The organism is Amycolatopsis mongoliensis, assembly GCF_030285665.1.
Lineage (GTDB): Bacteria > Actinomycetota > Actinomycetes > Mycobacteriales > Pseudonocardiaceae > Amycolatopsis > Amycolatopsis mongoliensis.
On record NZ_CP127295.1, the window covers coordinates 2,418,835 to 2,442,071 of the forward strand.

24 protein-coding genes are annotated in these 23,237 nt (G+C 70.8%); 13 read left to right on the forward strand and 11 right to left on the reverse strand.

The features are described from left to right. Position 1: 1 nt before the first annotated feature. From QRX60_RS11695 to QRX60_RS11705, 3 genes are all read right to left on the reverse strand, one after another. Entirely contained in the window at positions 2 to 325 is a 324-nt protein-coding gene (locus tag QRX60_RS11695; protein WP_286000791.1) for a WXG100 family type VII secretion target, read from the reverse strand. Beyond that, a complete protein-coding gene (locus tag QRX60_RS11700; RefSeq protein WP_286000792.1) occupies positions 325 to 867 on the reverse strand; it encodes a YbaB/EbfC family nucleoid-associated protein in 543 nt (180 codons plus the stop codon). Before QRX60_RS11700 ends, QRX60_RS11695 begins: the two co-directional genes overlap by 1 nt. Positions 868 to 1,009: 142 nt before the next feature. Further along, the gene (locus QRX60_RS11705) at positions 1,010 to 2,299 is read right to left on the reverse strand and encodes an MFS transporter (RefSeq protein WP_286000793.1); all 1,290 of its coding nucleotides are present in this window, start codon (positions 2,297 to 2,299) and stop codon (positions 1,010 to 1,012) included. 202 nt (positions 2,300 to 2,501) lie between these two features. Between QRX60_RS11705 and QRX60_RS11710 the strand changes: the two genes are divergently transcribed. After that, positions 2,502 to 3,083, forward strand: coding sequence for a YqgE/AlgH family protein (locus QRX60_RS11710; protein ID WP_286000794.1), 582 nt, complete (start codon positions 2,502 to 2,504; stop codon positions 3,081 to 3,083). Here the strand turns inward: QRX60_RS11710 and QRX60_RS11715 are convergent. Continuing rightward, positions 3,080 to 3,499 (reverse strand): SdpI family protein, encoded by a 420-nt coding sequence (locus tag QRX60_RS11715; RefSeq protein ID WP_286000795.1) that lies wholly within the window; start codon positions 3,497 to 3,499, stop codon positions 3,080 to 3,082. The two genes, QRX60_RS11710 and QRX60_RS11715, sit on opposite strands and share 4 nt — an antisense overlap. Before the next feature lie 66 nt (positions 3,500 to 3,565). Between QRX60_RS11715 and QRX60_RS11720 the strand changes: the two genes are divergently transcribed. The 3 genes from QRX60_RS11720 to QRX60_RS11730 all read left to right on the forward strand — a co-directional run bounded on the left by QRX60_RS11720 (position 3,566) and on the right by QRX60_RS11730 (position 8,547). Then, positions 3,566 to 4,726, forward strand: a complete 1,161-nt coding sequence (locus QRX60_RS11720) for an esterase-like activity of phytase family protein (protein WP_286000796.1) — start codon at positions 3,566 to 3,568, stop codon at positions 4,724 to 4,726. 152 nt (positions 4,727 to 4,878) lie between these two features. Then, positions 4,879 to 7,719, forward strand: a complete 2,841-nt coding sequence (leuS, locus tag QRX60_RS11725) for a leucine--tRNA ligase (RefSeq protein ID WP_286000797.1) — start codon at positions 4,879 to 4,881, stop codon at positions 7,717 to 7,719. A 90-nt stretch (positions 7,720 to 7,809) separates the two neighbouring features. Then, entirely contained in the window at positions 7,810 to 8,547 is a 738-nt protein-coding gene (locus QRX60_RS11730) for a 3-oxoacyl-ACP reductase family protein (RefSeq protein ID WP_286000798.1), read from the forward strand. Here QRX60_RS11730 and QRX60_RS11735 read toward each other — a convergent pair. The 6 genes from QRX60_RS11735 to QRX60_RS11760 all read right to left on the reverse strand — a co-directional run bounded on the left by QRX60_RS11735 (position 8,544) and on the right by QRX60_RS11760 (position 12,863). Further along, entirely contained in the window at positions 8,544 to 9,281 is a 738-nt protein-coding gene (locus tag QRX60_RS11735; protein WP_286000799.1) for a TetR/AcrR family transcriptional regulator, read from the reverse strand. The genes QRX60_RS11730 and QRX60_RS11735 overlap by 4 nt on opposite strands. A 72-nt stretch (positions 9,282 to 9,353) precedes the next feature. After that, positions 9,354 to 9,962 carry a DUF3558 domain-containing protein gene (locus tag QRX60_RS11740; RefSeq protein ID WP_286000800.1) on the reverse strand — a complete coding sequence of 203 codons (609 nt, stop codon included), beginning with the start codon at positions 9,960 to 9,962 and terminating at the stop codon, positions 9,354 to 9,356. Next, a complete protein-coding gene (locus tag QRX60_RS11745) occupies positions 9,959 to 10,360 on the reverse strand; it encodes a hypothetical protein (RefSeq protein WP_286000801.1) in 402 nt (133 codons plus the stop codon). The genes QRX60_RS11740 and QRX60_RS11745 overlap by 4 nt, the downstream gene beginning before the upstream one ends. After that, complete coding sequence (locus tag QRX60_RS11750) at positions 10,357 to 11,094, reverse strand: ESX secretion-associated protein EspG (protein ID WP_286000802.1); 738 nt, start codon at positions 11,092 to 11,094, stop codon at positions 10,357 to 10,359. Before QRX60_RS11750 ends, QRX60_RS11745 begins: the two co-directional genes overlap by 4 nt. Further along, positions 11,091 to 12,032, reverse strand: coding sequence for a hypothetical protein (locus tag QRX60_RS11755; RefSeq protein WP_286000803.1), 942 nt, complete (start codon positions 12,030 to 12,032; stop codon positions 11,091 to 11,093). Before QRX60_RS11755 ends, QRX60_RS11750 begins: the two co-directional genes overlap by 4 nt. A 462-nt stretch (positions 12,033 to 12,494) precedes the next feature. Next, positions 12,495 to 12,863: a hypothetical protein gene (locus QRX60_RS11760; protein ID WP_286000804.1), complete on the reverse strand. Its 369-nt coding sequence runs from the start codon at positions 12,861 to 12,863 to the stop codon at positions 12,495 to 12,497. A 191-nt stretch (positions 12,864 to 13,054) separates the two neighbouring features. Here QRX60_RS11760 and QRX60_RS11765 point away from each other — a divergent pair, with 191 nt between their 5' ends. The 8 genes from QRX60_RS11765 (at position 13,055) to QRX60_RS11800 (ending at position 21,365) form a co-directional block, all read left to right on the forward strand. Next, the gene (locus tag QRX60_RS11765) at positions 13,055 to 13,534 is read left to right on the forward strand and encodes a YbaB/EbfC family nucleoid-associated protein (protein ID WP_286000805.1); all 480 of its coding nucleotides are present in this window, start codon (positions 13,055 to 13,057) and stop codon (positions 13,532 to 13,534) included. 19 nt (positions 13,535 to 13,553) lie between these two features. Next, on the forward strand, positions 13,554 to 13,895 hold the full coding sequence (locus tag QRX60_RS11770) for a hypothetical protein (protein ID WP_286000806.1): 342 nt from the start codon (positions 13,554 to 13,556) through the stop codon (positions 13,893 to 13,895). Continuing rightward, positions 13,888 to 14,949 carry a hypothetical protein gene (locus QRX60_RS11775; protein ID WP_286000807.1) on the forward strand — a complete coding sequence of 354 codons (1,062 nt, stop codon included), beginning with the start codon at positions 13,888 to 13,890 and terminating at the stop codon, positions 14,947 to 14,949. Before QRX60_RS11770 ends, QRX60_RS11775 begins: the two co-directional genes overlap by 8 nt. Before the next feature lie 4 nt (positions 14,950 to 14,953). Then, entirely contained in the window at positions 14,954 to 16,096 is a 1,143-nt protein-coding gene (locus QRX60_RS11780) for a DUF6346 domain-containing protein (RefSeq protein WP_286000808.1), read from the forward strand. A 319-nt stretch (positions 16,097 to 16,415) separates the two neighbouring features. Then, positions 16,416 to 17,285, forward strand: a complete 870-nt coding sequence (locus QRX60_RS11785) for a ribokinase (RefSeq protein WP_286000809.1) — start codon at positions 16,416 to 16,418, stop codon at positions 17,283 to 17,285. Positions 17,286 to 17,313: 28 nt separating this feature from the next. Beyond that, positions 17,314 to 18,051, forward strand: coding sequence for a hypothetical protein (locus tag QRX60_RS11790; RefSeq protein ID WP_286000810.1), 738 nt, complete (start codon positions 17,314 to 17,316; stop codon positions 18,049 to 18,051). After that, entirely contained in the window at positions 18,044 to 19,672 is a 1,629-nt protein-coding gene (gene ptsP, locus QRX60_RS11795; RefSeq protein WP_286000811.1) for a phosphoenolpyruvate--protein phosphotransferase, read from the forward strand. Before QRX60_RS11790 ends, ptsP begins: the two co-directional genes overlap by 8 nt. 304 nt (positions 19,673 to 19,976) lie before the next feature. After that, on the forward strand, positions 19,977 to 21,365 hold the full coding sequence (locus QRX60_RS11800) for an MFS transporter (protein ID WP_286000812.1): 1,389 nt from the start codon (positions 19,977 to 19,979) through the stop codon (positions 21,363 to 21,365). Positions 21,366 to 21,438: 73 nt separating this feature from the next. Here the strand turns inward: QRX60_RS11800 and QRX60_RS11805 are convergent, their stop codons facing one another. After that, entirely contained in the window at positions 21,439 to 22,104 is a 666-nt protein-coding gene (locus QRX60_RS11805; RefSeq protein WP_286000813.1) for a DUF1707 SHOCT-like domain-containing protein, read from the reverse strand. A 225-nt stretch (positions 22,105 to 22,329) separates the two neighbouring features. Here QRX60_RS11805 and QRX60_RS11810 point away from each other — a divergent pair, with 225 nt between their 5' ends. Further along, positions 22,330 to 23,235 (forward strand): hypothetical protein, encoded by a 906-nt coding sequence (locus QRX60_RS11810; protein WP_286000814.1) that lies wholly within the window; start codon positions 22,330 to 22,332, stop codon positions 23,233 to 23,235. Positions 23,236 to 23,237: the final 2 nt, after the last annotated feature.

Below are 23,237 nucleotides of genomic sequence, written 5' to 3' on the forward strand. Positions count from 1 at the left end.
GTCATTGCCCCTTGCCGAGCTGCGAAGTCACGTCTTCGTCGGCGCCCGACAGCGCCTTCATCGACTTGGCGACGTTCTGCTGCATCCCGCGCAACCCCTGCACGAGGTTGGCGAAGCCTTCGACGGCGCCCTGCGCACCGGGCACGTAGTCCTTCGCGAACTCCTTGCCGGAGTCGTCGCCGCCCCAGCACTCGCCTTGCGCGTCGAGGGCGCCCCGCAACGTCTTCAGCGCGCTGTCCAGCCCGTCCGCCGCCGTGGTCAGGCCGTTCGACGCGCGCAGGACGGCGTCGGGTTCCGCGGTGAACCCGGAGCCCCCTCCGGGCATCAGTCGCCCCTCGTCATCCAGGACGACGGCGGCTCCTCGTCCTCGTCGCGAGGCGGGCGGACGCGCTTCGGCGCCGGCTTGGGCGCGGGCATCGGCGGCGGCGGGACCTGCTCGTTGCGCAGGATCGACCCGGTGTCTTCGAACGACTCGGGCCGCGGCGCCGGTGCTTCTTCTTCGACGAACTCGGGGATCGGCGGCACCAGCCCGGCCAGCGACGGCGCGCCCTCGACGAGGTCCGCGAGGTCGGGCAGTCCCTCGGTGATCGGCGCCATGAGGTCCGCGATCTTCTGCTTGACCTGCAGCGATCCCTGACGCACCACCGTCTGGACGGTGTTCGCGAGCTGTGCGGGGGTCGTGCGTTCGAACGCGTTCGGCGCGAACTCGAGCTTCGCGAGGGTGCCACCGGCGTCGATCGTGGCGCGGACCAGCCCGTCGGCAGAACTCACCTGAGCGGTGGTTTCCGCGGCCGCGGTCTGGGCGTCACGCAGCTGCGCGGTCTGCCGCTCGAAGTTTTCCAGGAGGGTGTCCATCTGGTCCTTCATCGCGGCATTGCGTGCTTCGAGCCGTGCACGGTCGTCGCCCGCGGTGGTCACAGGTGCCCCCGGTGTCCCTCGAACCTACTAATGACTTCCCGTCACCCTAATGCCAATGGAGCAGTGACCGTGACCGGTTCGGGTGTTTGCCTCAGCGAATCGCGCGGCGTCGCGCCAGCAAGTACCCGGCTCCGCCGACCAGGTAGCAGACGGTCGCGGCGATGAGCAGGCCCGGCGCACGCCCGTCGTCCGGGACGACCAGCGCACCCAGCGAAACCGCCGCCACCTGCGTGATGTTGAAGAGCGTGTCGTACAGCGCGAACACCCGGCCGCGGGCTTCGTCGGCGACGTCGAGCTGGATCGACGAGTCGACGCAGAGCTTGAGCACCTGCCCGGCCCCGGTGATGAGGAACGAAGCGAGCAGCGCCAGCGGCAGCACCATCGGCAGGCCCAGCGCGGACTGCGCGATCGCGGCGAGCAGCAGCGCGCCCAGCACCGAGCGGAGCCGGCCGAAGACGCGGATCAGCCGCGCGGTCAGCAGCCCGGCGATCAGCAGCCCGGTCCCGGCGAGCGCGGCCATCTGGCCGAGCCCGGGCAGGCCGGCGCGGAAGATCCCGTGGTCGGTGAAGTAGTTCCGCATCATCAGCACGGTGACCAGCAGCGACACCCCGAACGACGCCCGGTGCGCGAACAACGCGACGAAACCGGCCGTGACGCTCGGCGCGCGCCACGCGTGCTTCGCGCCGTCGGCCAGTCCGCGTGCGACGGCCAGCACCGGGTTCGGCGGCTCGTCGACCACCGACGGCCCGAGCACACCGCGCGCGAAACCGCGGGCGATGAACGCCGAGACGAGGGTGCCGAGCACCGCGAACGCCGTGGTCTCGGCCGAGCCGACGTCGTTGCTGCCGAACAGCGCCCGCAGCCCGATCGCGCAGCCGCCGCCGATGACGGCGACCACCGAGCCGAGCGTCGTGGCGAAGGCGTTCGCCGTCACGACGCTCTCTTCTTCGACGACGTGCGGCAGCGACGCCGAAAGCCCGGAGCCGATGAAGCGGGAGATCCCTTCCGCGGCCAGTGCCAGCGAAAACAGGCCGATGCCACCGAACCCGAAGCCGACGGCGGCGGCCGCGCAGACGATCGCCAAGCCGCGCAGGAGGTTCGCGAAGATGAGGACTTTGCGCCGGTCCCAGCGGTCCAGCAGGGCGCCGGCGAACGGCCCGACGACCGAGTACGGCAGCAGCAGCGCGGCGAACCCGCCGGCGATGGCCAGCGGATCGGCGGCGCGTTCGGGGTTGAACAGCACGGCGCCGGCGAGGCCGGCGCGGAAGACGCCGTCACCCCAGCTGGCGGCGAAGCGGGTGAAGAGCAGGCGACGGAAGTCCGGGTTCTTGAGCAGTTCCCGGGGGCCTTTTCGCGTCGCCACACCGGCGCTGGTCGTCACGGAACCAGAGTAGTGGGTGGCCGGCGCACTGAGGTCGCCTCTCGGCGGCTATGCGCAGTGTGGCTCCTGCCGGACGGTATTCCACAAAGGCGGTTCTTCAGTGAGCCCGGGGGACACGGAGTGCGCCGACCAGTGTTTCAAACGAGGCGGGTGGGGCGATTGTTCCCGAGCCGAAGTAATTCGCCGGGCCAGAGGTGAGATCATGGGTCGCGTGCCAGCGGACGCCGAGGTTGAGCCGGGAACGCTCCTGGTCGCCGCCCCCACCATGGTCGACCCCAATTTCCGCCGGACCGTGGTGTTCGTCATCGATCATCGCGAGGAGGGCACGCTCGGCGTCGTCCTGAACCGGCCGAGCGATGTCGCCGTGCACGACGTGCTGCCCAACTGGGGTGGCCACGTCGCCGAGCCGCAGGCGGTCTTCGTCGGCGGGCCGGTCGAGAAGAAGACGGCGTTGTGCCTGGCCGCGCTGCGCACCGGCGAGACGGCGGCGAGCGTGCCGGGCGTGATCGCGGTCCGGGGCCCGGTCGCGCTGGTCGACCTGGACACCGATCCCGAGGCGCTGGTGCCGAAGGTCCGCGGCGTGCGCGTCTTCGCCGGGTATGCGGGCTGGGACTCCGGTCAGCTGGCCGGCGAGATCGAGCGCGACGACTGGGTCATCGTGCCCGCTCTCCCGAGCGACATCCTGGCCTCACCGAGCGGCGACCTGTGGAGCCAGGTGCTGCGCCGCCAGGGCATCCCCCTGGCCCTGCTGGCCACCCACCCGGGCGACCTCCAGCGGAACTAGGCCTCTTCCTTCTTGAAGACCCCGCAGCCGCCGGCGCCGCACGCGCAGCCGCTGCAGCCCGCGGGCGCGGCCGGAGCCGGCGCGGGCACGGTCAGCGCGGCCCGGTTGCCGAGCACCCCACCACCCATGACCAGCAGGAGCATCGCCAGGACGCCGGCGAGCGCGGCGGAGATCAGGCCGCCGGTCGTCGGCATCGCGAGCCCGGCCAGCCCGGTGAGCACGGAGATCGCGCCGCCGGCCATGGTCGGCAGCCCCGCGACGCGGTTGGCCAGCTTGAACGCCTCTTCGCTGCGCAGCGCGGCCTGCGTGCGCACGCCGGTACCGCCTTCGCGCGTCAAGCGCTCGCGGAAACCGAGGAACCCACCAAAGCCGACGAGCAGACCCAGCACGACCGGAACCAGCGCGATAGCGAACACGAGATCAAGGATAAGCGTGACGTCCCGGCAACCTGCCGGATACCCTGACCGACTGTGCTACAGGCCATGTCACCCCGTGTACTGCCCACCGCGTTGGCCACTGCCCTGATCGGGGGAATCCTCGCCGCGACGCCGGCGAGCGCCACCGAGAGTCACGCCCGGCCGATCCGGCTGCTGGGCGAGCAGATCGTCCCGAACTCCCTGCAGTTCCAGAGCACGACGGTCGGCGGCCTGTCCAGCATCGACTACGACCCCCGGACCGGCGGATACGCGCTGATCTGCGACGACCGCTCGGCGATCAACCCCGCCCGCTTCTACACCGCGACCTTCCCGGTGTCCGCGAACGGCGTCGGCCCGGTCACCTTCACCGGCACCAAGCCGCTGCTGCGCCCGGACGGCACGCCGTACCCGCCGCTCACGCAGAACGACCCCTCGAAGCCGCAGAACGAGCAGACGATCGATCCCGAAGAGCTGCGCGTCGACCCGTGGAGCGGCGACTACTACTGGTCGCAGGAGGGCGAGCGGACGGCGACGACGTTGATCGACCCGTCGATCCGCGAAGCGCGCCGCGACGGCGAATACGTCCGCGACCTGCCGATCCCCGCGAACGAGAAGATGACGCCGACGGCCGGGCCGCGGCAGAACCTGGTCCTCGAAGGCCTCACCTTCACCGGGTTCGGCTCGCTCCTGGCCAGCGAGGTCGAGGGTCCGCTGCTGCAGGACGGCCCGGAGCCGACGACGACCACCGGCGCGCTCTCGCGGATCACCCTGCAGTCGCGGTTCGGCCCGGTCCTGGCGCAGTACGCCTACCCGCAGGAACCGCTGTTCGCCGCGCCGGTGCCGCCGACGGCGTTCGCCACCACCGGCGTGTCCTCGATGCTGGCCGTCGACCAGGCCGACCCGACGAAGTTCCTCATGATGGAACGCTCGTTCAGCACCGGCGTCGGCAACAAGGTGCGCGTCTACGAGATCGACACGAAGGGCGCGACGAACGTCCTGAACGTCAAGTCCCTGGCCGACGCGAAGCACGTCAAGCCGGTCAAGAAGCGGTTCCTCTTCGACGCCGCCGACCTCGGTCTGTCTACTGTGGACAACATCGAAGGCATGACGTGGGGCCCGAAACTGCCGGACGGCGAGCGCAGCCTGGTGCTCGTCAGCGACAACAACTTCTCGCCCACCCAGGTCACCCAGTTCTTCGCACTGGCGGTCCCCTCCGAACGGCTTTGACCAGCAAGTTACGATGAAGGTGTGAACACGGCTCGGCTGCTCCTTAGCCTGCCGCGCTGACCGGGCCCGGCCCGGCCGGCGCGGCGACCCCTCATGCCCTGGTGGCTGAGGGGTCGAGTTGTTTCTGGAGCGAGTGACGAAGGATGACGGCGATGACTGAGGCGACAGGGGCGGACGTCCCGGCGCACCGCTACACGGCCGCGCTGGCGGGCCAGATCGAGCAGCGCTGGCAGGACCACTGGGCCGACCAGGGGACCTTCCACGCGCCGAACCCGGTCGGGCCGCTCGCGGTCGAGGGGCAGCCGGTGCCCAGCGACAAGCTGTTCGTCCAGGACATGTTCCCGTACCCGTCGGGCTCCGGCCTGCACGTCGGGCACCCGCTGGGCTTCATCAGCACCGACGTCTTCGCCCGATACCACCGGATGATCGGGCGCAACGTGCTGCACACGATGGGCTTCGACGCGTTCGGCCTGCCGGCCGAGCAGTACGCGGTCCAGACCGGGCAGCACCCGCGCAAGACGACCGAGGAGAACATCCGGACCTACCTGCGCCAGATCCGGCGCCTGGGCCTGGGGCACGACGAGCGTCGCCGCATCTCCACGATCGACCCCGAGTACTACCGCTGGACCCAGTGGATCTTCCTGCAGATCTTCAACTCCTGGTACGACACCGAGGCCGGCAAGGCGCGGCCGATCGCCGAGCTGGAGGCCGCGTTCGCCGACGGCTCACGCCCGGTGCCCGGTGGCAAGGACTGGGCGGCGCTGAGTGCGTCCGAGCGGAAGAAGCTGATCGACGACAACCGGCTGGTGTACATCTCCGAAGCGCCGGTCAACTGGTGCCCGGGCCTGGGCACCGTTCTGTCGAACGAAGAGGTCACCGCCGACGGCCGCAGCGAGCGCGGCAACTTCCCGGTCTTCCGCCGCAACCTGCGGCAGTGGATGATGCGGATCACCGCGTATGCCGACCGCCTGGTCGACGACCTGGACCTGCTGGACTGGCCGGAGAAGGTCAAGTCCATGCAGCGGAACTGGATCGGCCGCTCGCACGGCGCCCGCGTCACGTTCGAGACCGGCGAAGACGCGATCGAGGTCTTCACGACCCGGCCGGACACGCTGTTCGGCGCCACGTACATGGTGCTGGCGCCGGAGCACCCGCTGGTCGACAAGCTGGTCACCGAGGCGTGGCCCGCGGACGTCGACCAGCGCTGGACCGCCGGTGCGGCGACGCCCGCCGAGGCCATCAAGGAGTACCGCGTCGCCGCGTCGCGGAAGTCCGAGCTGGACCGGCAGGAGAACAAGGAGAAGACCGGCGTCTTCACCGGCGCGTACGCGACGAACCCGGTGAACGACAAGCAGATCCCGATCTTCGTCGCCGACTACGTGCTGATGGGCTACGGCACCGGCGCGATCATGGCCGTGCCCGGCCAGGACGTCCGCGACTGGGAGTTCGCCGAGAAGTTCGGCCTGGACATCATCCGGACCGTGCAGCCGTCCGAAGGCTTCGACGGCAAGGCGTACACCGGTGACGGCCCGGCGATCAACTCGAGCTTCCTGGACGGCATGGACGTCGCCGAGGCCAAGAAAACGATCATCGACTGGCTGACCGAAAAGGGCGCCGGCGCCGGAACCGTGCAGTACAAGCTGCGCGACTGGCTGTTCTCGCGCCAGCGCTACTGGGGCGAGCCGTTCCCGGTCGTCTACGACGAGGACGGTGAGGTCCACGCCGTGCCCGAGTCGATGCTGCCGATCGAGCTGCCCGAGGTCGCCGACTACTCGCCGGTGACGTTCGACCCCGAGGACCGCGACTCGACGCCGTCGTCCCCGCTGGCCCGCGCGACCGACTGGGTCGAGGTCGAGCTGGACCTGGGCGACGGCCCGAAGACCTATCGCCGCGACATCAACACGATGCCGAACTGGGCGGGCTCGTGCTGGTACCAGCTGCGCTACCTGGACCCGACGAACAGTGAGACGTTCTGCGCGCCGGAAAACGAGGCGTACTGGATGGGCCCGCGCCCGGGCGAGTACGGCGCGGACGACACCGGCGGCGTCGACCTGTACATCGGCGGCGTCGAGCACGCGGTGCTGCACCTGCTGTACTCGCGGTTCTGGCACAAGGTGCTGTTCGACCTGGGCCACGTGACGTCCAAGGAGCCGTACCGGCGGCTGTTCAACCAGGGCTACATCGAGGCGTACGCGTACACGGACGCGCGCGGCGTCTACGTCCCGGCCGAGCAGGTCGAGGAGCGCGACGGGAAGTACTTCTTCAACGACGAAGAGGTCACCCGGGAGTACGGCAAGATGGGCAAGAGCCTGAAGAACGTCGTCACGCCGGACGAAATGGCCGAAAACTACGGCGCCGACACGTTCCGGTTCTACGAGATGGCGATGGGCCCGCTGGCCATGTCGCGCCCGTGGGCGACCAAGGACGTCGTGGGCGCGCACCGGTTCCTGCAGCGGCTGTGGCGCCTGGTGGTCGACGAGCAGACCGGCGAGCTGCGAGTGTCCACTGAGGACGCTTCGGAGGTGGACCGCAAGGTGCTGCACAAGACCATCGCGGGCGTCCGCGAGGACTACGCGGAGATGCGGTTCAACACGGCCGGCGCGAAGCTGATCGAGCTGAACAACCACGTCACCAAGGTGTACGGCGCGGCCGCGTCGACGCCCCGCGAGCTGGCCGAGCCGCTGGTGCTGATGCTGGCGCCGCTGGCCCCGCACCTGGCGGAGGAGCTGTGGCACCGGCTGGGCCACGCGGATTCGCTGGTGCAGGGCCCGTTCCCGGTGGTGGACGAGAAGTACCTGGTGGAGGACTCGGTCGAGTACCCGATCCAGGTCAACGGCAAGGTCCGCTCCCGCGTCACCGTGCCGGCCGACGCGACGTCCGAAGCGGTCCAGGCGGCCGCGCTGGCGGACGAGAAGGTCGCGGCGATGGTCGGCGACGGCGCGCCGCGCAAGGTGATCGTGGTGCCGGGGCGGCTGGTCAACATCGTCCTGTAGCACCACGTCGGAAAGCCGCCGGTGCCGCGAGGGCGTTCCCGATTTGATTGAACGGTCAAGGAAATCCGTTCGATCGAAGGAGAACCGGGGATGACCCTCGACGGCAAGGTGGCGCTGGTGACGGGCGGCAGCCGTGGCATCGGCGCGGCCACGGCACTGCGGCTCGCCGAGGACGGCGCGGACGTCGCGCTGACGTACCAGCACAACGGCGCGCGGGCGGCCGAGGTGGTCGACAAGATCAAGAACCTCGGCCGGCGCGCGCTGGCGGTCCAGGCGGATTCGGCGGACGCGGACGCGGTGTCGGCGGCCGTCTCGGCGACCGTCGCCGAGTTCGGCCGGCTGGACGTGCTGGTGAACAACGCGGGTGTCGGCTTCGTCGGGCCTTTGGCGGAGACGTCTCTGGAAGACGTCGACCGGGTGCTGGCGGTGAACGTCCGCGGCGTGTTCGCGACCACCCAGGCGGCGGCCGCTCACCTGGGGGACGGCGGCCGCGTGATCACGATCGGCAGCTGCGTCACGGACCGCGTGCCCGGCCCGGGCATGGCGTTGTACGCGACGAGCAAGGCGGCGATGGTCGGCCTGACCAAGGCGCTGGCGCGCGAGCTCGGCCCGCGCGGCATCACGGTCAACCTGGTCCACCCGGGCCCGACGGACACGGACATGAACCCGGCCGACGGCCCTTATGCGGCGGACCAGCGGGCTTTGACGGCGTTCGACCGCTACGGCTCGCCGTCCGAAGTGGCGGCGGCTGTCGCTTACCTGGCTTCACCGGGCAGCGGATACGTGACGGCGGCTGTGCTGTCGGTGGACGGCGGCCACGCGGCCTAGCCGGAGTAGAGCCCGATCTCGCGGGCGAGGTCGATGAGCATCGCCTCGAACAGGACGTCCGGTTTGGACATGGGGATCGGGTAGTTGCCGAAGACCTCGAGCGTGACGTGCCCGTAGAGCCGGGCCCAGAACTGGATCATCAGGTACGTCACGCCGAGGTCGATCTTCTCCACCGGCACGTCCTGGTCGGACTCGGCGAGCACGGCGACCAGCGACTCCTGGAACGTCTGGAGGTCGTCCCGCAGCTCGTCGGGCACGCCACTGGCGGATGGCAGCACGATGTCGGTCCGCGCGAGCACCCGCCCGGCGGCGGCCAGGAAGATGCGCCCGAAGGGCTCGTCGACCCGGCTCAGCGCGGAGCCGGCGGCGGACCCGACCCCACCGGTCGGCGACGCGAAGACGAGCGTGAATTCCTTCGTGTGGGTGAGTGCCCACCGCCGGAAGCCCTTGCAGATGGCGAACAGCTGCAGCATGCCGTCGTCGGGCAGCTCGGCGATGTCCTCCGCGAGCTCGTCGGCCAGATCGGCGCAGACGTCCAGCCGCAGGTTCTCGACGAGGTCATCCCGCGACTCGTAGTACCGGTAGAGCGCGGGCGCGGTGATCCCCAGCTCCCGCGCGATGGCGCGCAGGGTGACCGCCTCCGGCCCCTGCTCGACGAGCAGCTTCCGGGCGGTCCGCCGGATGTCCTGTTCGGTAGCCGCTCGCGCGCGACCCCTGCGGGTGGGGTGGCTCATCCGAACAGTCTAGGTGCTTACTACGACAAGTCTTGCATTAACGCGATCTCCGCCGTAACGAAAAGGTGCAGCTCAGGCCCGCGCCTTGAGATTGGTCAGCACGGCGTCCGCCACTTCCGGAGCAGCGTCGAAGCAATCCTTGCCTTGGGCCGCGGACTTGTCCCCGAGCGTCAATCCCGTCGAAAACGCCAGCTGGTCGGTTACGCCGACCACGACGACGCAGGCGCGCTTGTCCTCGGTGTTCGTGTAGGCGACGGCAGGAAATCCTTGCACCGGCTCGAGCTGCTGCCAGCGCGCGGCCTTGGGCTTCACATTCTCGTAAGCCAGCCCGATTCCCTGATCGGATTCCGTCTGGTATGCGACGGTGATGCCTGCTCCTGATCCGGAAGCGCTGCTCCACTGACACATCGGGCCGAGTTGGGTGTCACTGGGCTTGGCCGGGGTCGACTGCCCGAGGAAGTGGGTGACTTGGCTGCTGGTGAGTGCGCTGTCGCACGGGCTGCCATCGAGTGCTTTCGCCGGGAGGGGACTCGGCACTGCAGGTACGTCGCTGTTCACCGAAGCGGTACTCGAAGGTGCGGCCGAGGTGGACGCCGGTGCCTTCGGGGTGCCGCCGCACGCGGAGATCAGCAAGCCGCCGGCCATGATCGCGGCCATGGTCGTGATGGATCGCTTGGTCATTCGAAGGCCCCGCTCGTCTTGTTCGTATCGTCTGCCGCTTGCTGGTCGGCCGCCTCGACTATGCCGAGTGCCTTCTGCAGGCGCTTGATCAACTCGGACAGGTAGTTGTACTGGTAGTCGAGATGGCCTTGATAGAAGCGCCCGGTCTCGTTCACCCCGTTCGGACCGACGACGGCACCGACGCTGGCCGGCTCCTGAGCGGGCGGCGTCGCCTGCGACAGCACTTGCGCGGCGTCCCGTTGCTGCTGGATCGAAATCCGCAGGTCCTCCGCGTTCTTGAGCATCGCCCGCATTTCCGAGCTGCTCATCGCGAACCCCTGCCCGCCAGCAGGCGGCGACGCCCCACTGGCCAGGTCCGTCGCCCAGAAGCCGATCCCGCTGAAGATCGAGCCCGTCATCGTCCTCCCCCTAACCCGTTCAGGGTCGCGTACAGCACGTCCGTCAGCGCACCCCGGGTCCCCGGCTGGAAGCTGACCATCCGCTCCCGTGCCGGATACACATACGTCAGCACCCGCCCGGCCCCGGCGACGTCCACAGCCGTGATCGGCGCACTGCGTACACCCCTTTTGACCGCGTAGCACTGGTGCAGGCCCAGCCGCTTCGCCGCCATCAGCCGTCGCGCCCAGAGCAAGGGGTCCGGGCCGCGGTCGTCGGTCGGGTCGCTGAGTTCGTACGAGTCCTCCCGGCCCGAGAACCGCGCCTCCGGAATCGACACGGGCGAGATCCGGGCCGGTGGCACCGGCGGCAGCACGTCCACCAGCGATTCCGCGAGCCGCGACGGCTCCACGACGTCGATCCGGACCGTGTCGTCCTTCCGGATCAGCCGGAGCGCGTCCGGGCCGTCGGCCGCGATCAGGACCGTGCCCGATTCGTCCGCCGCGATGTCGCCCAGCCACGCCGTGAACTGGTGGGCGCCCCTCGCGAGGATGCGCAGGACGTCGCGGAACTCCCGCGTCAGCGTGCCGCCCGCCGCGAGCCGGAGGGACGTGAGGACGTCGAGGACCTTCTCCTCGAGCCGTTTGCGGGTCTCGTCGCCGAGCCAGAGGTTGTCCATGCCGAGGACCGCGGGCGGTGGGCCGTGCCGCTCCCACTCCCACGCGGTGAGCAGGGCGGCCTTGGGCAGGAAGATCACAGCCCGATCACCGGCGGCACGGTCCGCTCGTCGGACCCGCCGAAGATGCTCTCCGGGTCGGCCTCGACCAGGTAGGACGCGCGCTGGTGCTCCGCGTCCTCCTCCCCCTTGCCGCCCTTGGCGCCGTGGCCCGTGCCGCCCATCCCCGGCGAGCCCGGCTTGCCCGCCGCGCCGCCGCGGATCCCGCCGGCCGTGCCCGGACGTCCTTCGCCGGGAACGCCGGCTCCGGTGGCCGCGCCGGGTCCGCGGGCACCCGATCCCGTGCCGCTGCCCGGCCCGGACGACGAGCCCGGCCCGAAGCCGCCGCCGAAGCCGGGCCCGAACCCGCCGCCGGGACCCGAGCCGGGGCCGAACCCGCCGCCCGGTCCCGTGCCCGGTGGCTGGTAGCCCGGCGGGTACTGCGTCGACGGCGGCACGTAACCCTGCGCGCGGACGCTGTCGTCGACGCCCGGCGTGTGCGTGCTCGGGCCCGGCGGCGTGACCTGCCCCGGAGGCGGCGGCTGGACGACCGGCGGGTGGACCGCCGGCGGCGGCTGCACCTGGGCGCCGATCGACCGGTCGTCGTCGCCACCGGTCCGCGTCCGCTTCCGTGGCGGCTCGACGGGCTTCTTCGGGTCCTGCACCGTGAAATCGCCGCCGGTGTACTCCCGGAGCTGGCCGTAGTCGATCGTCCGCGCCGCGGTGTTCGTGTCGGACTGCTGCGCGTACGAGCTGTAGCGCTCGACGTTCTCCTGGGCCTTCTGGTTGTACTGGTTGATCTTGTCTTCGGTGTCGGTGTCCCACGGCGTCGCGACGTCCCAGGCGCTGCGCGTCGGCGGCTGGTCGGTGACGTCCGGGTGCAGGGAGTTCTTCATCTGGTGGAACTGGTCGATCTGCGCCTGGGACAGCGTCGAGTTGCGGTCCAGGGTCGTGGAAGCCGAGGTCGCCGACGCCGTCAACGGCTGGAGCCGGTCCCGGGCCGCGTCCGACGCGCCGCCCGTCCACGCAGATTCGAGACCGGAGGTAAGTTCGCGCGTGCCCTGCTCGAGCCGGCGCTGGTAAGTCGACTGGTCGACGCCCGCCTGGTGCACCTTCTGCAGCGACTCGGTGCCGGGACCGTTCATCACGGCCTGGACCAGCTGACCGGGTGACAGCCCGGCCGCCTGCGGGTTCGCCGCCCCGGTACCGGTCTGCGAACCGACGTACGCGCCCGCGACGGCGCCGAGCGGCCCGCCCGCGAGCAGGCCGACGCCCGCGCCGCTCAGGACCTTGCCGAGCCCCTCACCGCCCGACTGGACGGCGTGCGCGATCTCCGACCCGACGTGCTGGGCAGCGTCGAGCATGTCGCCGAACAACCCCACCGAACCGCGCTCCCCTCGCGTTCGATCACCCCTCTTGCGTCACGGACAATACCTCACCGGTTACGCGTCGTGCGACGAATTGACCAGGTCAGCCGCCCGCGTCAGCGGCCGCAGCGCCCACATGCAGACGACGGCCATCCCGAGCGCGCAGAAGAAGTGCACGATCCACGCCCCGAGCAGCGACGGCCCGCCCCACGACCCGGCGGCGCCGGCCTCGGTCCAGAAGAACCCGAAAGTCGCGATCCGGCCGACGAGGTACCAGACCAGCAAGGCGATCGGGAAAGCCGCGACGCTGGCGAGGAATCCCCCACGCCGTGGTTCGGCGCCCAGCCAGCGCAGCGCGAGCCGTCTCCGTGCCGCAGGCCCCGCGAGGAAGGCGGGCAGGGCGAGGAGCGCGTAGATCGTCCGTTTCCAGTCGGAGATGTTCATGAAAAGTCACGCTACGAGCCGCTGACCAGCGCGAACACGGGGCTTACCGCCCGGAAGGGTGGGGAAAACCGGAACTCCCCCGAAACTGTCGGGCCGGTGTGCCACACTCGGTCGCCGTACGGCTACTGACGTGAACGGGGGAGGTTCGCGTGACGAACCCTGAGCAACTCTTCTCGAGCTTCGAAGCGAAGATGGCCGAAGCCCAGAAGAAGGCTGACCGGATGCGGGCCGAAATGGAGACCGTCTCGGTTGCCGAGCGCAGCAAGGACGGCCAGATCGCGGTCAAGGTCAACCACTTGGGCAACCTCGTCGGCCTCGAGATCGGCCATGCGGTCCGGGACAAGTCCACCCTGGCCGACGAGATCCTCCGGACCGTCCAGGCCGCGCAAAGCAAGCTCGCCGCTGCGGTCGAGGCCGGAGTTCCGTCGATCGCGGGAACCGAGACGATGACCGAGCTGGTCGGCCAGCTGCAACGCGAATACCCCGAGCCGCAGCCTCAGGGTTTCGTCGAAGGCGGCTTCGAAGCCCGTGACGACGGGGCTCGCTTCATCGCCGACCAAGAACCGCCGAAGCCTGCCGCCGCGCCGCCGCAGCCGCCACCCCGCGTGGCCCGACCACCAGCCGACGGCACGGACGACGACTACTTCGGCGACGGCGACTACCTGCGCTGAGCCACCGGAGAGGGGAGGAATGATGGCCGGACAGACCGGGCCCGGGTTCGACGAGAACCCGGACGCGATAGACGCGCACGCCAAGCAGATGGAAGCGACGTTCGAGGTACTGAAGGAAGCCGCCGAGCTGAGTAAGCACGACCCCATCGGATCCGAGGCTTTCGGGCTGATCGGCCAGCTCTGCCTGCTCGACCTTTGGTGCGACAACGTGGCCGGGCAAACTCGGGAAACGCTGGAATCCGCGGTCAAGGGCGCCGAGTACCACGTGCAGGCGGTGCAGGCATGGGCCAAGGCACGCCGGGTCGACGAAGCATCCGCGTCGGCGCTCGTGAACCACGCCTCGGAGGTACGAGGTGGCTGACGATTCCATGCTCGACGAGGCGACGAAGGCGACCGACGCCGAGAAATACCCGGTGGACAGCTTCCTCGAGGGCGCCGGTGGGCTTCAGGACCTGGTCGGCGGCGCGGAAAAGCTCATCCACGGCGATTGGACCGAAGGGCTGTTCGCTCTCGCGAACGCGGGTCTGAGTGCCAAGGACTTGATCAAGGACCCGTTCGAGACGCTCCTCAGCTGGGGGTTCGGCTGGCTGATCGAGCACGTCGACTTCCTCAAGGAGCCGCTGGACTGGGTCGCCGGCGATCAGGACGCTCTTGATCTCGAAGGCAAGAAGTGGGAAACGATCGGCAAGCGTGTCCAGGAGACCGCCGAGAAGCTCACTGAAGAAGTACGGAAGAACTGCCTCGATTGGAAAGGCAAGGTCGCCGATCAGTACCGCGTCTACGTGCAGCAGCAACTGGACGCGTACGCGGCATTGTCGGACGCTGCGACGAAGGTTTCGACTGTCATCGGAATCTGCAAGACGATCCTCGACGTAGTCCGGACCATCATCCGCGACCTCATCACCGACACTCTTGCCAAGATCGTCAAGATCCTGATGCGCTACCCGCCGCCGGCATACCCGGCCGGGCTCGCCGCAGAAGGGATTCCCTTCGCGGTCCAGCAGGGCGGGAAGATGGTCGAGGAGTGCGGCAGGCTGGCCAGGGCCTTCTCCAAAGCGAGGGACTTCCTGCGGACCATCTGCAGTGTCCTGGAGCCCGTCGCGCAGCGAATGGTGAGCCGCCTCGGTCACCTGCCGGAAGCGGCCGTGGAAGCGGCCGGCGAGATGTTCCAGGGCTTTGGGAAGGGCGCAGCCCAAGAAGCCTTCATGAAGTTTTTCGAGCAGATGGCCACTGGTCCCGGCCAGTCCGCCGGTGAACAGCAGCACGACCGCGACGAAACGTCGATCGTGCCGGAAGACCACTCGGCGAACTACCCGGTCGACAAGGTGCCGAGGTCTGGCCCGGTGACCGCGGAAGATGAGCAGCCGTTCTCCGGGCATCCCGGGACTCAGCGAATTTCTGGCTCGTTGGAGTGAGGCGATGAGCTCGTCGTTGCCGGCCGGCTTCGAGTCGGTTCCTCAAGTTCGCCGTCCGCGGTGGGGGAAGATCGCCGTCCAGGTGCTCGTCGTCCTGGTGGTCGTCCTCGCGCTTTGGAGCGTGACGGCCCGTGGCATGGTCCAGTACGGACCGGATCGGCCGAGCGAGGCGGACGCCTTCGCGCGGGTGACGTCGTGCGAACGCGTCGGGCCGATCAGCCGTGGCGGTATCGGCATCTACTGGTTCTGCACCGCGGATGTGACGACCGAGGACGGCACCATCCGGTCAGCGCGGTTCGAGCTGAACGAGCTCACCCCCGCGGACATCGGCAAGCCGGTGCCGGTCGAAGGATCGAGGACGTTCCGGCGCGCCGCCGAAAAACGGCTGGTGTGGTGGTCCATCGCGCCGGGGATCGGGTTCTTCGTCGGTCTCGCCGCCTGGGCCGAGCTGCACCGGCGGAAGCGGCTGCGGCACCGCACCGAGCCGTGGCAGGCGACCGTTCGACTCGCCTCGCCGACCTGCGTGCTGGCCGCCGGCACCGGGCCGGGTGGTGGGCGGGAAAGCCGGAAGATCGTGCCCACCGAGTGGTCGGCGCAGCGGTACTGGCGGCTTGCCGGTTCGATCATGGTGCCCGGTGCGGTGTCCGCCATCGCCGGGTCGCTCGCCGGCTCTGGCGACGCGCGAAAAATCCTGACCGCCGTCGGGTTGATGTGCCTCGCGGCTCCGATCTGGCTCGTGGCCTTCACCCCGCGGTGGTACCGGACGAGCGAGTACGCGACGGCGGTGACGATTTCGGCCGACGGATTCGGCTGGTACCGCCGAGGTCAGACCACGTTCATGCTCGACTGGACCGAGGTCGCCGAGGTCCGGCTCACCACGATCGACCACGACGGTCTCGTGCTCCGCGTGATCGACCTGTTTCTCATGGATCCGGCGCCCGGGCGGCGCGGTGAACTGCGAGGCCTCTGGCAGCTCGGAGCCGAGCTGGGAACGCACCGGCTGCCCGGCGAGAAGGGCGCGTACCGGCTGCCGGAGGCGTTCAGTGCAGCCGCTGCCCGTCAGGTGCGGGAGGCGATGGCGGTCTACCAGCCGAACCGGTTCCGCATGTTCACAGCCGAACTCGAGGAGGCGACGGTGACCGCGTGACCGACCGTCCTTGTTCGCGAGGCGGGCGCCGCCGACGCCGATCACTCGGGGGGCTACGTGATCGGCGCCGGCGACATGATGCCCTGGCCGGCTCTCGCCGGTTGGGCACCGCCACCACGTCTCGCGTGATGACGCACCTGGAGAGCGGGACCGGTCCGCGTAGTGACGGCCGGGGGAATGACATCCCCCGATCGAGTGACGGGCATCCGCTGCTCGCATGATTGTCGCACTCAACGCCGGATAAGTTACAAAAACCTTCACTTTCCTCTTCGGCCCCCTTCCCGACCTGGTCGGACGGCTTTCGTGGCACAGTGCGGGGATGAACTCCGACGTCCTCGTTGTGGGATCCGCCAATGCCGACCTCGTCGTCGCGGTGGACCGGCGGCCGGCAGGTGGCGAGACGGTGCTGGGCGGCGACACCGTCCTTTCACCGGGGGGCAAGGGCGCCAACACGGCGGTCGCGGCGGGCCGGCTCGGGGCGGACGTCGCGCTCCTCGGCGCCGTCGGTGACGATCCCTACGGCCGGCTGCTGCTCGATTCACTGCGCGCCGCGGGCGTCGACACCGGACTGGTCCGGACGAGCGACCGGCCGACCGGGATCGCCTACATCACCGTCACCCCGGACGGCGAGAACGCCATCCTCGTCTCCCCCGGCGCGAACTCGAGCCTCGAACCCGGGGACGTCGACGCCGTCTTCGACGGGGTCGAGATCATGGTCGCCTCGCTCGAGGTGCCGCTGCCGACGGTCGAGCACGCCGTCGCGCGGGCCGCCGAGAAGGGCGTCAAGGTGCTGGTGAACCTTTCGCCGGCGGCGAAGCTGTCCCCGGAGACGCTGGCCAGGCTCGACGTCCTGCTCGTCAACGAGCACGAAGCCGCCTGGCTGACCGGGCCCGGCGCGGACTTCCGGCGCCTCCTGGATCTGGGCCCGCGAGCCGCCGTCGTCACGCTCGGCGCGGCCGGTGCGGTCGTCGTGGAGAAGGACAGCACGACCGAGGTGGAGTCCCCGAAGGTCGAGGCCGTCGACACCACCGGTGCCGGAGACGCCTTCGCGGGCGCGCTCGCGGCGTCGCTCGCGGACGGCGCCGACCTCGTCTCCGCGGCGAAGCGGGCGGTGCGCGTCGCGGCCTTCAGCGTTACGCGGCACGGCGCGCAGCCGTCCTACCCGACCGACGCTGACCTGGGGGAATGATCGCCCGGAGGCGCGTGTTGCACCTCACATGGGCGATTCGTTCGGTTCGGCCTGGTGGCGCGGCTACGCCGCTCAGCTGAAGGCGATCGCGGAGGCGCGCCGGCCCGACCACCTCGCGATCATGCCGCTCGAGGAAACCTTGCGGGCGCTCGGCAAGCAGACCGAGGTCGACGAAGGCGTCTACGACGTCCCGCTGGAGGGCATCGTCGGCACCGTCGCCCGCGCCGGCGACTTCGACCGCGAGTTCCGGCCGCGCAACCGGGCCCTGCGCGACCGTTGGGACCGTCTGACGCGGACCTCGGCCGACCTCCCGCCGGTGCGGCTCGTGCGCCTGTCCGACATGTTCTTCGTCGACGACGGTCACCACCGCGTCGCCATCGCGCGCGCCCGCGGCGCCCGGACGATCCGCGCGCGGGTCCGGTGGATCAGCACGGTCGCCTGCGCGCTGCGCTGCCTCACGCTCGCGGACCTGCCGTCGAAGACCGCCGAGCGGATGTTCCTCGAGCGCGTCCCGCTGCCGGACGACGTCCGCCTCGGGCTGTGGCTCGACGACCCGGCCGACTGGTTCCGGCTCGCCGACTCGGCCGAGGCCTGGGGTTTCCGCCGTATGCTGGCCGGACGGCCGGTGCGCAGCCGCGGCGAACTGGCCGAAGCCTGGTGGCACGAGGAGGTCCGGCCGGTGCTCGAACAGGTTCGCCGACGAGGCTTGCGCCTGCCACCACGAGATATCCAGACGTATCTGAGCTATGGTCTAGACCATGTCTGATTCCCTGTCCGGGGTCGCCGTCAGCCCCGGCCGCGCGAGTGGCCCCGTCGTCCGTGTCGCGGAGCCGCTCGGCGAGCCCGCCGCCACCCCGGCCCCCGCCGACCCCGCCGCCGAAGCCGCCCGGATCGCGCCCGCCGCCGCGATCGTCGCCGCCCGGCTCGAGAAGCAGGCCGAGACCGCCACCGGCGAGGCCGCGACGATCCTCATCACCACCGCCGCGATGGCGGCCGACCCGGCGCTCGCGGCCCAGGCCGAACAGCTGGTGAAGACGCAGGCGCTGCCCGCCGCGCGAGCCGTCCACCAGGCCGCCGAAGGCTTCGCCGAAGCGCTGGCCGCCGCGGGCGGGTACATGGCCGAGCGCGTCCGCGACGTGCGCGACGTGCGCGACCGGCTGGTCGCCGAGCTGCTCGGCATCGCGCCGCCGGGGGTGCCCGAGCTCGCGTCGCCGAGCGTGCTGGTCGCGCGCGACCTCGCCCCGGCCGACACCGCGGGCCTCGACCCGGCGAAGGTGCTCGCCCTGGTCACCGAAGAGGGCGGCCCGACGAGCCATACCGCGATCCTGGCGCGGGCACTGGGCATCCCGGCCGTCGTCGCGGTGCGCGGCCTGCTGGCGCTGGACGCCGAGGCGCTCGCCGTCGACGGTGACGCGGGCACGGTCGAGGTCGCCGACCCGTCGGCACCGGTCGTCACGGCGACGGTCGCGCAGCTGGCCGAGTGGAATGGCACGGGCGCGACGTCCGACGGCCACCGCGTGAAGGTCTACGGCAACGTCGGCTCCCCGGCCGACGCGCAGGCCGCGGCCGACGCGGGCGCCGAGGGCGTCGGCCTGTTCCGCACCGAGTTCTGCTACCTGGACGCCTCGGACGAACCGTCGGTGGCCGAGCAGCGCGCGGCGTACACGGCGGTGCTCTCGCCGTTCCGCGGCAAGCCGGTGATCGTGCGGACCCTGGACGCGGGCGCCGACAAGCCGCTGGCCTTCCTCTCGCCGGAAGCCGAGCCGAACCCGGCGCTCGGCGTCCGCGGGCTGCGCGTGGCGTTCGACCGCCCCGAGGTGCTGGACCGCCAGCTCGAAGCCATCGCGGGCGCGGCGGAGGACTCCGGCGCCGAGGTTTCGGTGATGGCCCCGATGGTCGCGACGGTGGAAGAGGCCGCCTGGTTCGCCGACCGCGTCCGCGCGGCGGGCATCGCCCGGGCCGGCGTGATGATCGAGATCCCGGCGGCGGCGCTGAGCGCCCGGGAGATCCTCGACGTCGTCGACTTCGTCTCGGTCGGCACGAACGACCTGGCGCAGTACACCTTCGCGGCGGACCGCCAGCTCGGCGCGGTGGCGAAGCTCAACGACCCGTGGCAGCCGGGTCTCCTGCGGCTGCTGAAGCTGATCGGCGACGCGGCCAAGGCCACGGGCAAACCGGCGGGTGTCTGCGGCGAAGCGGCGGCGGACCCGCGGCTGGCGCTGGTCCTGGCGGGCCTGGGCCTGACGAGCCTGTCGATGAACGCCCCGGCGATCCGCACGGTAGGGGCGAGCCTGGCGACGGTGACGCTGGCGGAGTGCGAGGCGCTGGCGGAGGCGGCGTTGGCGACGTCGGACCCGGCAGCGGCCCGCGCGGCAGCTCGCCCCTGACGGGAGCCGGCGGGCGCGACACAGGTGGCGCCCGCCCGTCTCGGCTCGATCCGCCGCTCCCAGGGGCGCCCCCCCACTTTCAGTCTATCGGTCATCACCGACAGTGCTGACTTGTGCGAGCCTGGATGCGCGGAGTTGTCCCCAGTGCACGAGGGGTGTGGACAACCCGCTCTGTAGCCGTGAAGGCCGCCTCCCGACCAAGGCGGCCTTCACGGCTTTCCCGGCAAAGATCCGGCCGGCTGTCGATTCCGGGCCGACCCGCTCGACGAAGTGGTGAAAGCACCACCGAACCGAGGGAGCCGCCATGACCATCACCGCCGAAGCCCCGGCCGGAACCGTGCGGGCCGGGCGTCGGGAGTGGATCGGCCTGGCCGTGCTGGCCCTGCCCACCCTGCTCGTCTCGCTCGACGTCTTCGTCCTCGTTCTCGCGCTGCCGAAGCTCGCCCTCGGGCTGCACGCCGACGGCACCGAACAACTGTGGATCATGGACACCTACGGCTTCATGGTCGCCGGGTTCATGGTCACCATGGGAACCCTCGGCGACCGGATCGGACGGCGGAAGCTGCTGCTCATCGGGGCCGCCGCCTTCGGGGTCGCCTCCGTCGCCGCCGCCTTCTCCACCAGCGCCGGGATGCTCATCGCCGCGCGGGCCGTGCTGGGGATCGCCGGGGCGACGCTCGCTCCTTCGACGCTTGCACTCATCGGGACCCTCTTCCAGAACCCGCAGCAACGAGCCCAGGCCATCGGCATCTGGGCCGGCTGCTTCACCGTCGGCGCCATCATCGGCCCGATGGTCGGCGGCTTCCTGCTCGAGCACTTCTGGTGGGGCTCGGTCTTCCTCCTCGGCGTGCCCGCCATGGTGCTGCTGCTCGTCATCGGCCCGAAGCTGCTGCCCGAATACCGCGACGAGCACGCCGGCCGCCTCGACCTGCCCAGCGTCGGCCTGTCGCTCGGCGCGATCCTGCCCGCCGTCTACGGCGTCAAGGAACTCGCTCGCGACGGCGTCCACCCGGTCCCGGCCGCGGCGCTGATCACGGGCCTGGCCGTCGGGTACGTCTTCGTGAAGCGGCAGCGCGCCCTGCGAGACCCCCTGGTCGACTTCAGCCTCTTCACCGCGAAGGCCTTCCGCACCACGCTCGGCGGGATGCTCCTGTTCAGCATGCTCGGCGGCACCACGATGCTGTTCACCGCGCAGTTCCTGCAGGTCGCGCAGCACCTCTCGCCGGTCGGGGCCGCTTTGGGACTCCTGCCCGGGATGGCCGCCTCCACCGTCAGCTTCCTCGCCGCGCCCGCCCTCGCGCGCCGGGTCAAGGCGAACGTCCTGATCGCCGGTGGCGTCGCCCTCGCCGCGACCGGCATGGCGATCCTCGCCGTCGTCGATCCCGCCGCCGGGCCGGCTTGGCCCGCGCTCGGGTTCGCCGTCACGTCGCTGGGCGTCGGCCCGATGGTCGCGCTCGGGACCGATCTCGTCGTCGGCTCGGTGCCGCAGCGCAAGGCGGGCGCCGCCGCGTCGCTGGCCCAGACCGTCAACGAGTTCGGCTACGCCTTCGGCATCGCGACCGTCGGGACCCTGGGCAACGCCGTCGTCCGCGCGCACGGCCTCCCCAGCGGGCTGCACGCCGTCGCCGGGCTCGCCGCCGCCGCGTTCGCCGTGCTCGTCTGGTTCGTCGCGAGGAACCTCCGGGCCGCCTGACCAGCGCGAAGGCCTCCCCACCCGATGCCTGGATGGGGAGGCCTTCTTGACGCCGGGGGCAGAGGGGCCCCGGCTAGCCGAACAACCCGCGCCGCGGGTGCCGGATGACCAGCGAACCGCCGTGGACCCGGCCGCTCAGCACGAAGCGCGGGTTCCCCATGTGCCCGTTGCTGTGCGTCTTGTCCTCCAGCGAGCCGAACTTGACGTCGGTGATCGCGTTGACGTCGACCGCCGCGTGCTCCGGGATGATCACCTCGACCGAACCCCACTTGGCGTCCAGCTCGATGTGCACCACCGGCGACTGCACCTGGGCCTCGGTGAAGTCGAGCTTCGTCGAGCCATACTTGTTCCGCACGACCATCTCGGGCGGCACCACCCACGGCCCGCTGCGGACCAGCGACGAATACTTCGCGTTGAGCTCGAAGCGCCGTCCGGGCGCGTAGCCGCCGCTGTAGCCCGCCGGAGGCGCGTACGACGGCGCGCCGGCGACCGCGGCCGCCGGGTGGTAGAGCCCGGCCAGGTCGGCCAGCACCGCGTTCAGCTCGCCGCGCGTCCGGGACGCCAGCGCGCGGTCGGTGCGCTCGGTGAACTCGTCGAGGTCGATCATCCCGCGGCCGATCGCCTTCTGCAGCACCCCGACGACGTGCTCGCGCTCGTCGTCGGACACCCGAAGATCGCGCTCGCTCAACGGCTTGGTTTCGGTCACCGGTTCCGCCGCCGCGGTCTCTTCCTCGCCCATGCCCACGATGGTAGAACCGGATTTCACCAGGGAGATCGGGGGAAAACCCTGAACGGACCCGTATTTCGCGGCGCCGCCTTCTGCGCGGCGCTGGTCCTGCTGTCCGGATGCACCGGCGAAGAGGCCCCGCCGCCGCCGAGCGCGAGTGCCACGAGTGCGCCGCCGACCACCCCGCCGGCCCTGCCGGAGGGGCTCACCGGGGTCCCGGCGACCGGCGGGATCGGGGTGTCGGCGCTGCTGCCCACCATCGGCCCCACCCTGTTCGACGCCGACCGCGGAACCACGGCCACGCCGCCCGGCTATCCCGGCGGCGACCTGGGGCTGAGCGTGCTCCGGGTCGGGAAGCACGCCGTCCTGACGGTCTACCCGCCCGCCACCCAGAGCACCGAACCCTTCGGCATCCTCGTCTACACCGGCCCCGCGAGTCCGCCGCGCTCCCTCGGCCGCGCCTGGTCGGTGGCCCCCGGCGCCGACGGCGAGAGCGTGTGGCTGATCCGCCAGGACACGCCGGACAGCTGCCGGCTGCAGCGCGTCGCCCTCTCCGGTGCCGAGTTCGGCCACGGCCAGCCAGCCAGCTGCCGCACGCAGGTCCGCGCCGGCACCCCGCGCGGCCTGCTGATCACCATCAACGCCGACGCCGCCGAGTCGACCGACGCGCTGATCGACCCGGAGACCGGCCGCACGGTCCAGCAGGCGCCGCGCATCCTCGGCGTCGCGGGCGACCGGATGCTCCTCGACGGCCTGACCGACCTCACCCTCGTCGACCTGCGGGACAACAGCCGCCAGCAGCTCAGCCGGCCGGCGTTCGGGCGGACGCCCACCGTGCTGCCCTCCCGCGACGGCGGCATCTGGGCCCTCGACTTCGGCAACCCCGCCTACCGGGGCACCAGCACGCAGACCCGCGACCTCTGGCTGCTGCGCCTCGACGGGCCGGACTGGGAGCACGTCGCGGCGATGCCGTTCGTTTCCGAACACCTCGAGCGTGGCGGCGGTTTCGACTGGTCCGAGGACGGCGACCTCGTGCTGGCCGACGGCGTCCTCGCCGCCTGGCACCCGGGCGAACCGCAGTGGCGGATGGGCAAGGCGGCGCTGCCGACGGGCGACTGGTCGGGCTTCGCGGTGCTGCCCTGAGG

Bases quoted from the DNA above. Each gene is read 5' to 3' on its own strand.
- QRX60_RS11740 (WP_286000800.1), bottom strand. From the start codon at position 9,962: ATGACCAAGCGATCCATCACGACCATGGCCGCGATCATGGCCGGCGGC.
- QRX60_RS11695 (WP_286000791.1), bottom strand. From the start codon at position 325: ATGCCCGGAGGGGGCTCCGGGTTCACCGCGGAACCCGACGCCGTCCTG.
- QRX60_RS11770 (WP_286000806.1), top strand. From the start codon at position 13,554: ATGATGGCCGGACAGACCGGGCCCGGGTTCGACGAGAACCCGGACGCG.
- QRX60_RS11730 (WP_286000798.1), top strand. From the start codon at position 7,810: ATGACCCTCGACGGCAAGGTGGCGCTGGTGACGGGCGGCAGCCGTGGC.
- QRX60_RS11765 (WP_286000805.1), top strand. From the start codon at position 13,055: ATGGCCGAAGCCCAGAAGAAGGCTGACCGGATGCGGGCCGAAATGGAG.
- QRX60_RS11700 (WP_286000792.1), bottom strand. From the start codon at position 867: ATGAAGGACCAGATGGACACCCTCCTGGAAAACTTCGAGCGGCAGACC.
- leuS (WP_286000797.1), top strand. From the start codon at position 4,879: ATGACTGAGGCGACAGGGGCGGACGTCCCGGCGCACCGCTACACGGCC.
- QRX60_RS11805 (WP_286000813.1), bottom strand. From the start codon at position 22,104: ATGGGCGAGGAAGAGACCGCGGCGGCGGAACCGGTGACCGAAACCAAG.
- QRX60_RS11800 (WP_286000812.1), top strand. From the start codon at position 19,977: ATGACCATCACCGCCGAAGCCCCGGCCGGAACCGTGCGGGCCGGGCGT.
- QRX60_RS11790 (WP_286000810.1), top strand. From the start codon at position 17,314: ATGGGCGATTCGTTCGGTTCGGCCTGGTGGCGCGGCTACGCCGCTCAG.
- QRX60_RS11760 (WP_286000804.1), bottom strand. From the start codon at position 12,863: ATGAACATCTCCGACTGGAAACGGACGATCTACGCGCTCCTCGCCCTG.
- ptsP (WP_286000811.1), top strand. From the start codon at position 18,044: ATGTCTGATTCCCTGTCCGGGGTCGCCGTCAGCCCCGGCCGCGCGAGT.
- QRX60_RS11735 (WP_286000799.1), bottom strand. From the start codon at position 9,281: ATGAGCCACCCCACCCGCAGGGGTCGCGCGCGAGCGGCTACCGAACAG.
- QRX60_RS11785 (WP_286000809.1), top strand. From the start codon at position 16,416: ATGAACTCCGACGTCCTCGTTGTGGGATCCGCCAATGCCGACCTCGTC.
- QRX60_RS11710 (WP_286000794.1), top strand. From the start codon at position 2,502: ATGGGTCGCGTGCCAGCGGACGCCGAGGTTGAGCCGGGAACGCTCCTG.
- QRX60_RS11780 (WP_286000808.1), top strand. From the start codon at position 14,954: ATGAGCTCGTCGTTGCCGGCCGGCTTCGAGTCGGTTCCTCAAGTTCGC.
- QRX60_RS11720 (WP_286000796.1), top strand. From the start codon at position 3,566: ATGTCACCCCGTGTACTGCCCACCGCGTTGGCCACTGCCCTGATCGGG.
- QRX60_RS11745 (WP_286000801.1), bottom strand. From the start codon at position 10,360: ATGACGGGCTCGATCTTCAGCGGGATCGGCTTCTGGGCGACGGACCTG.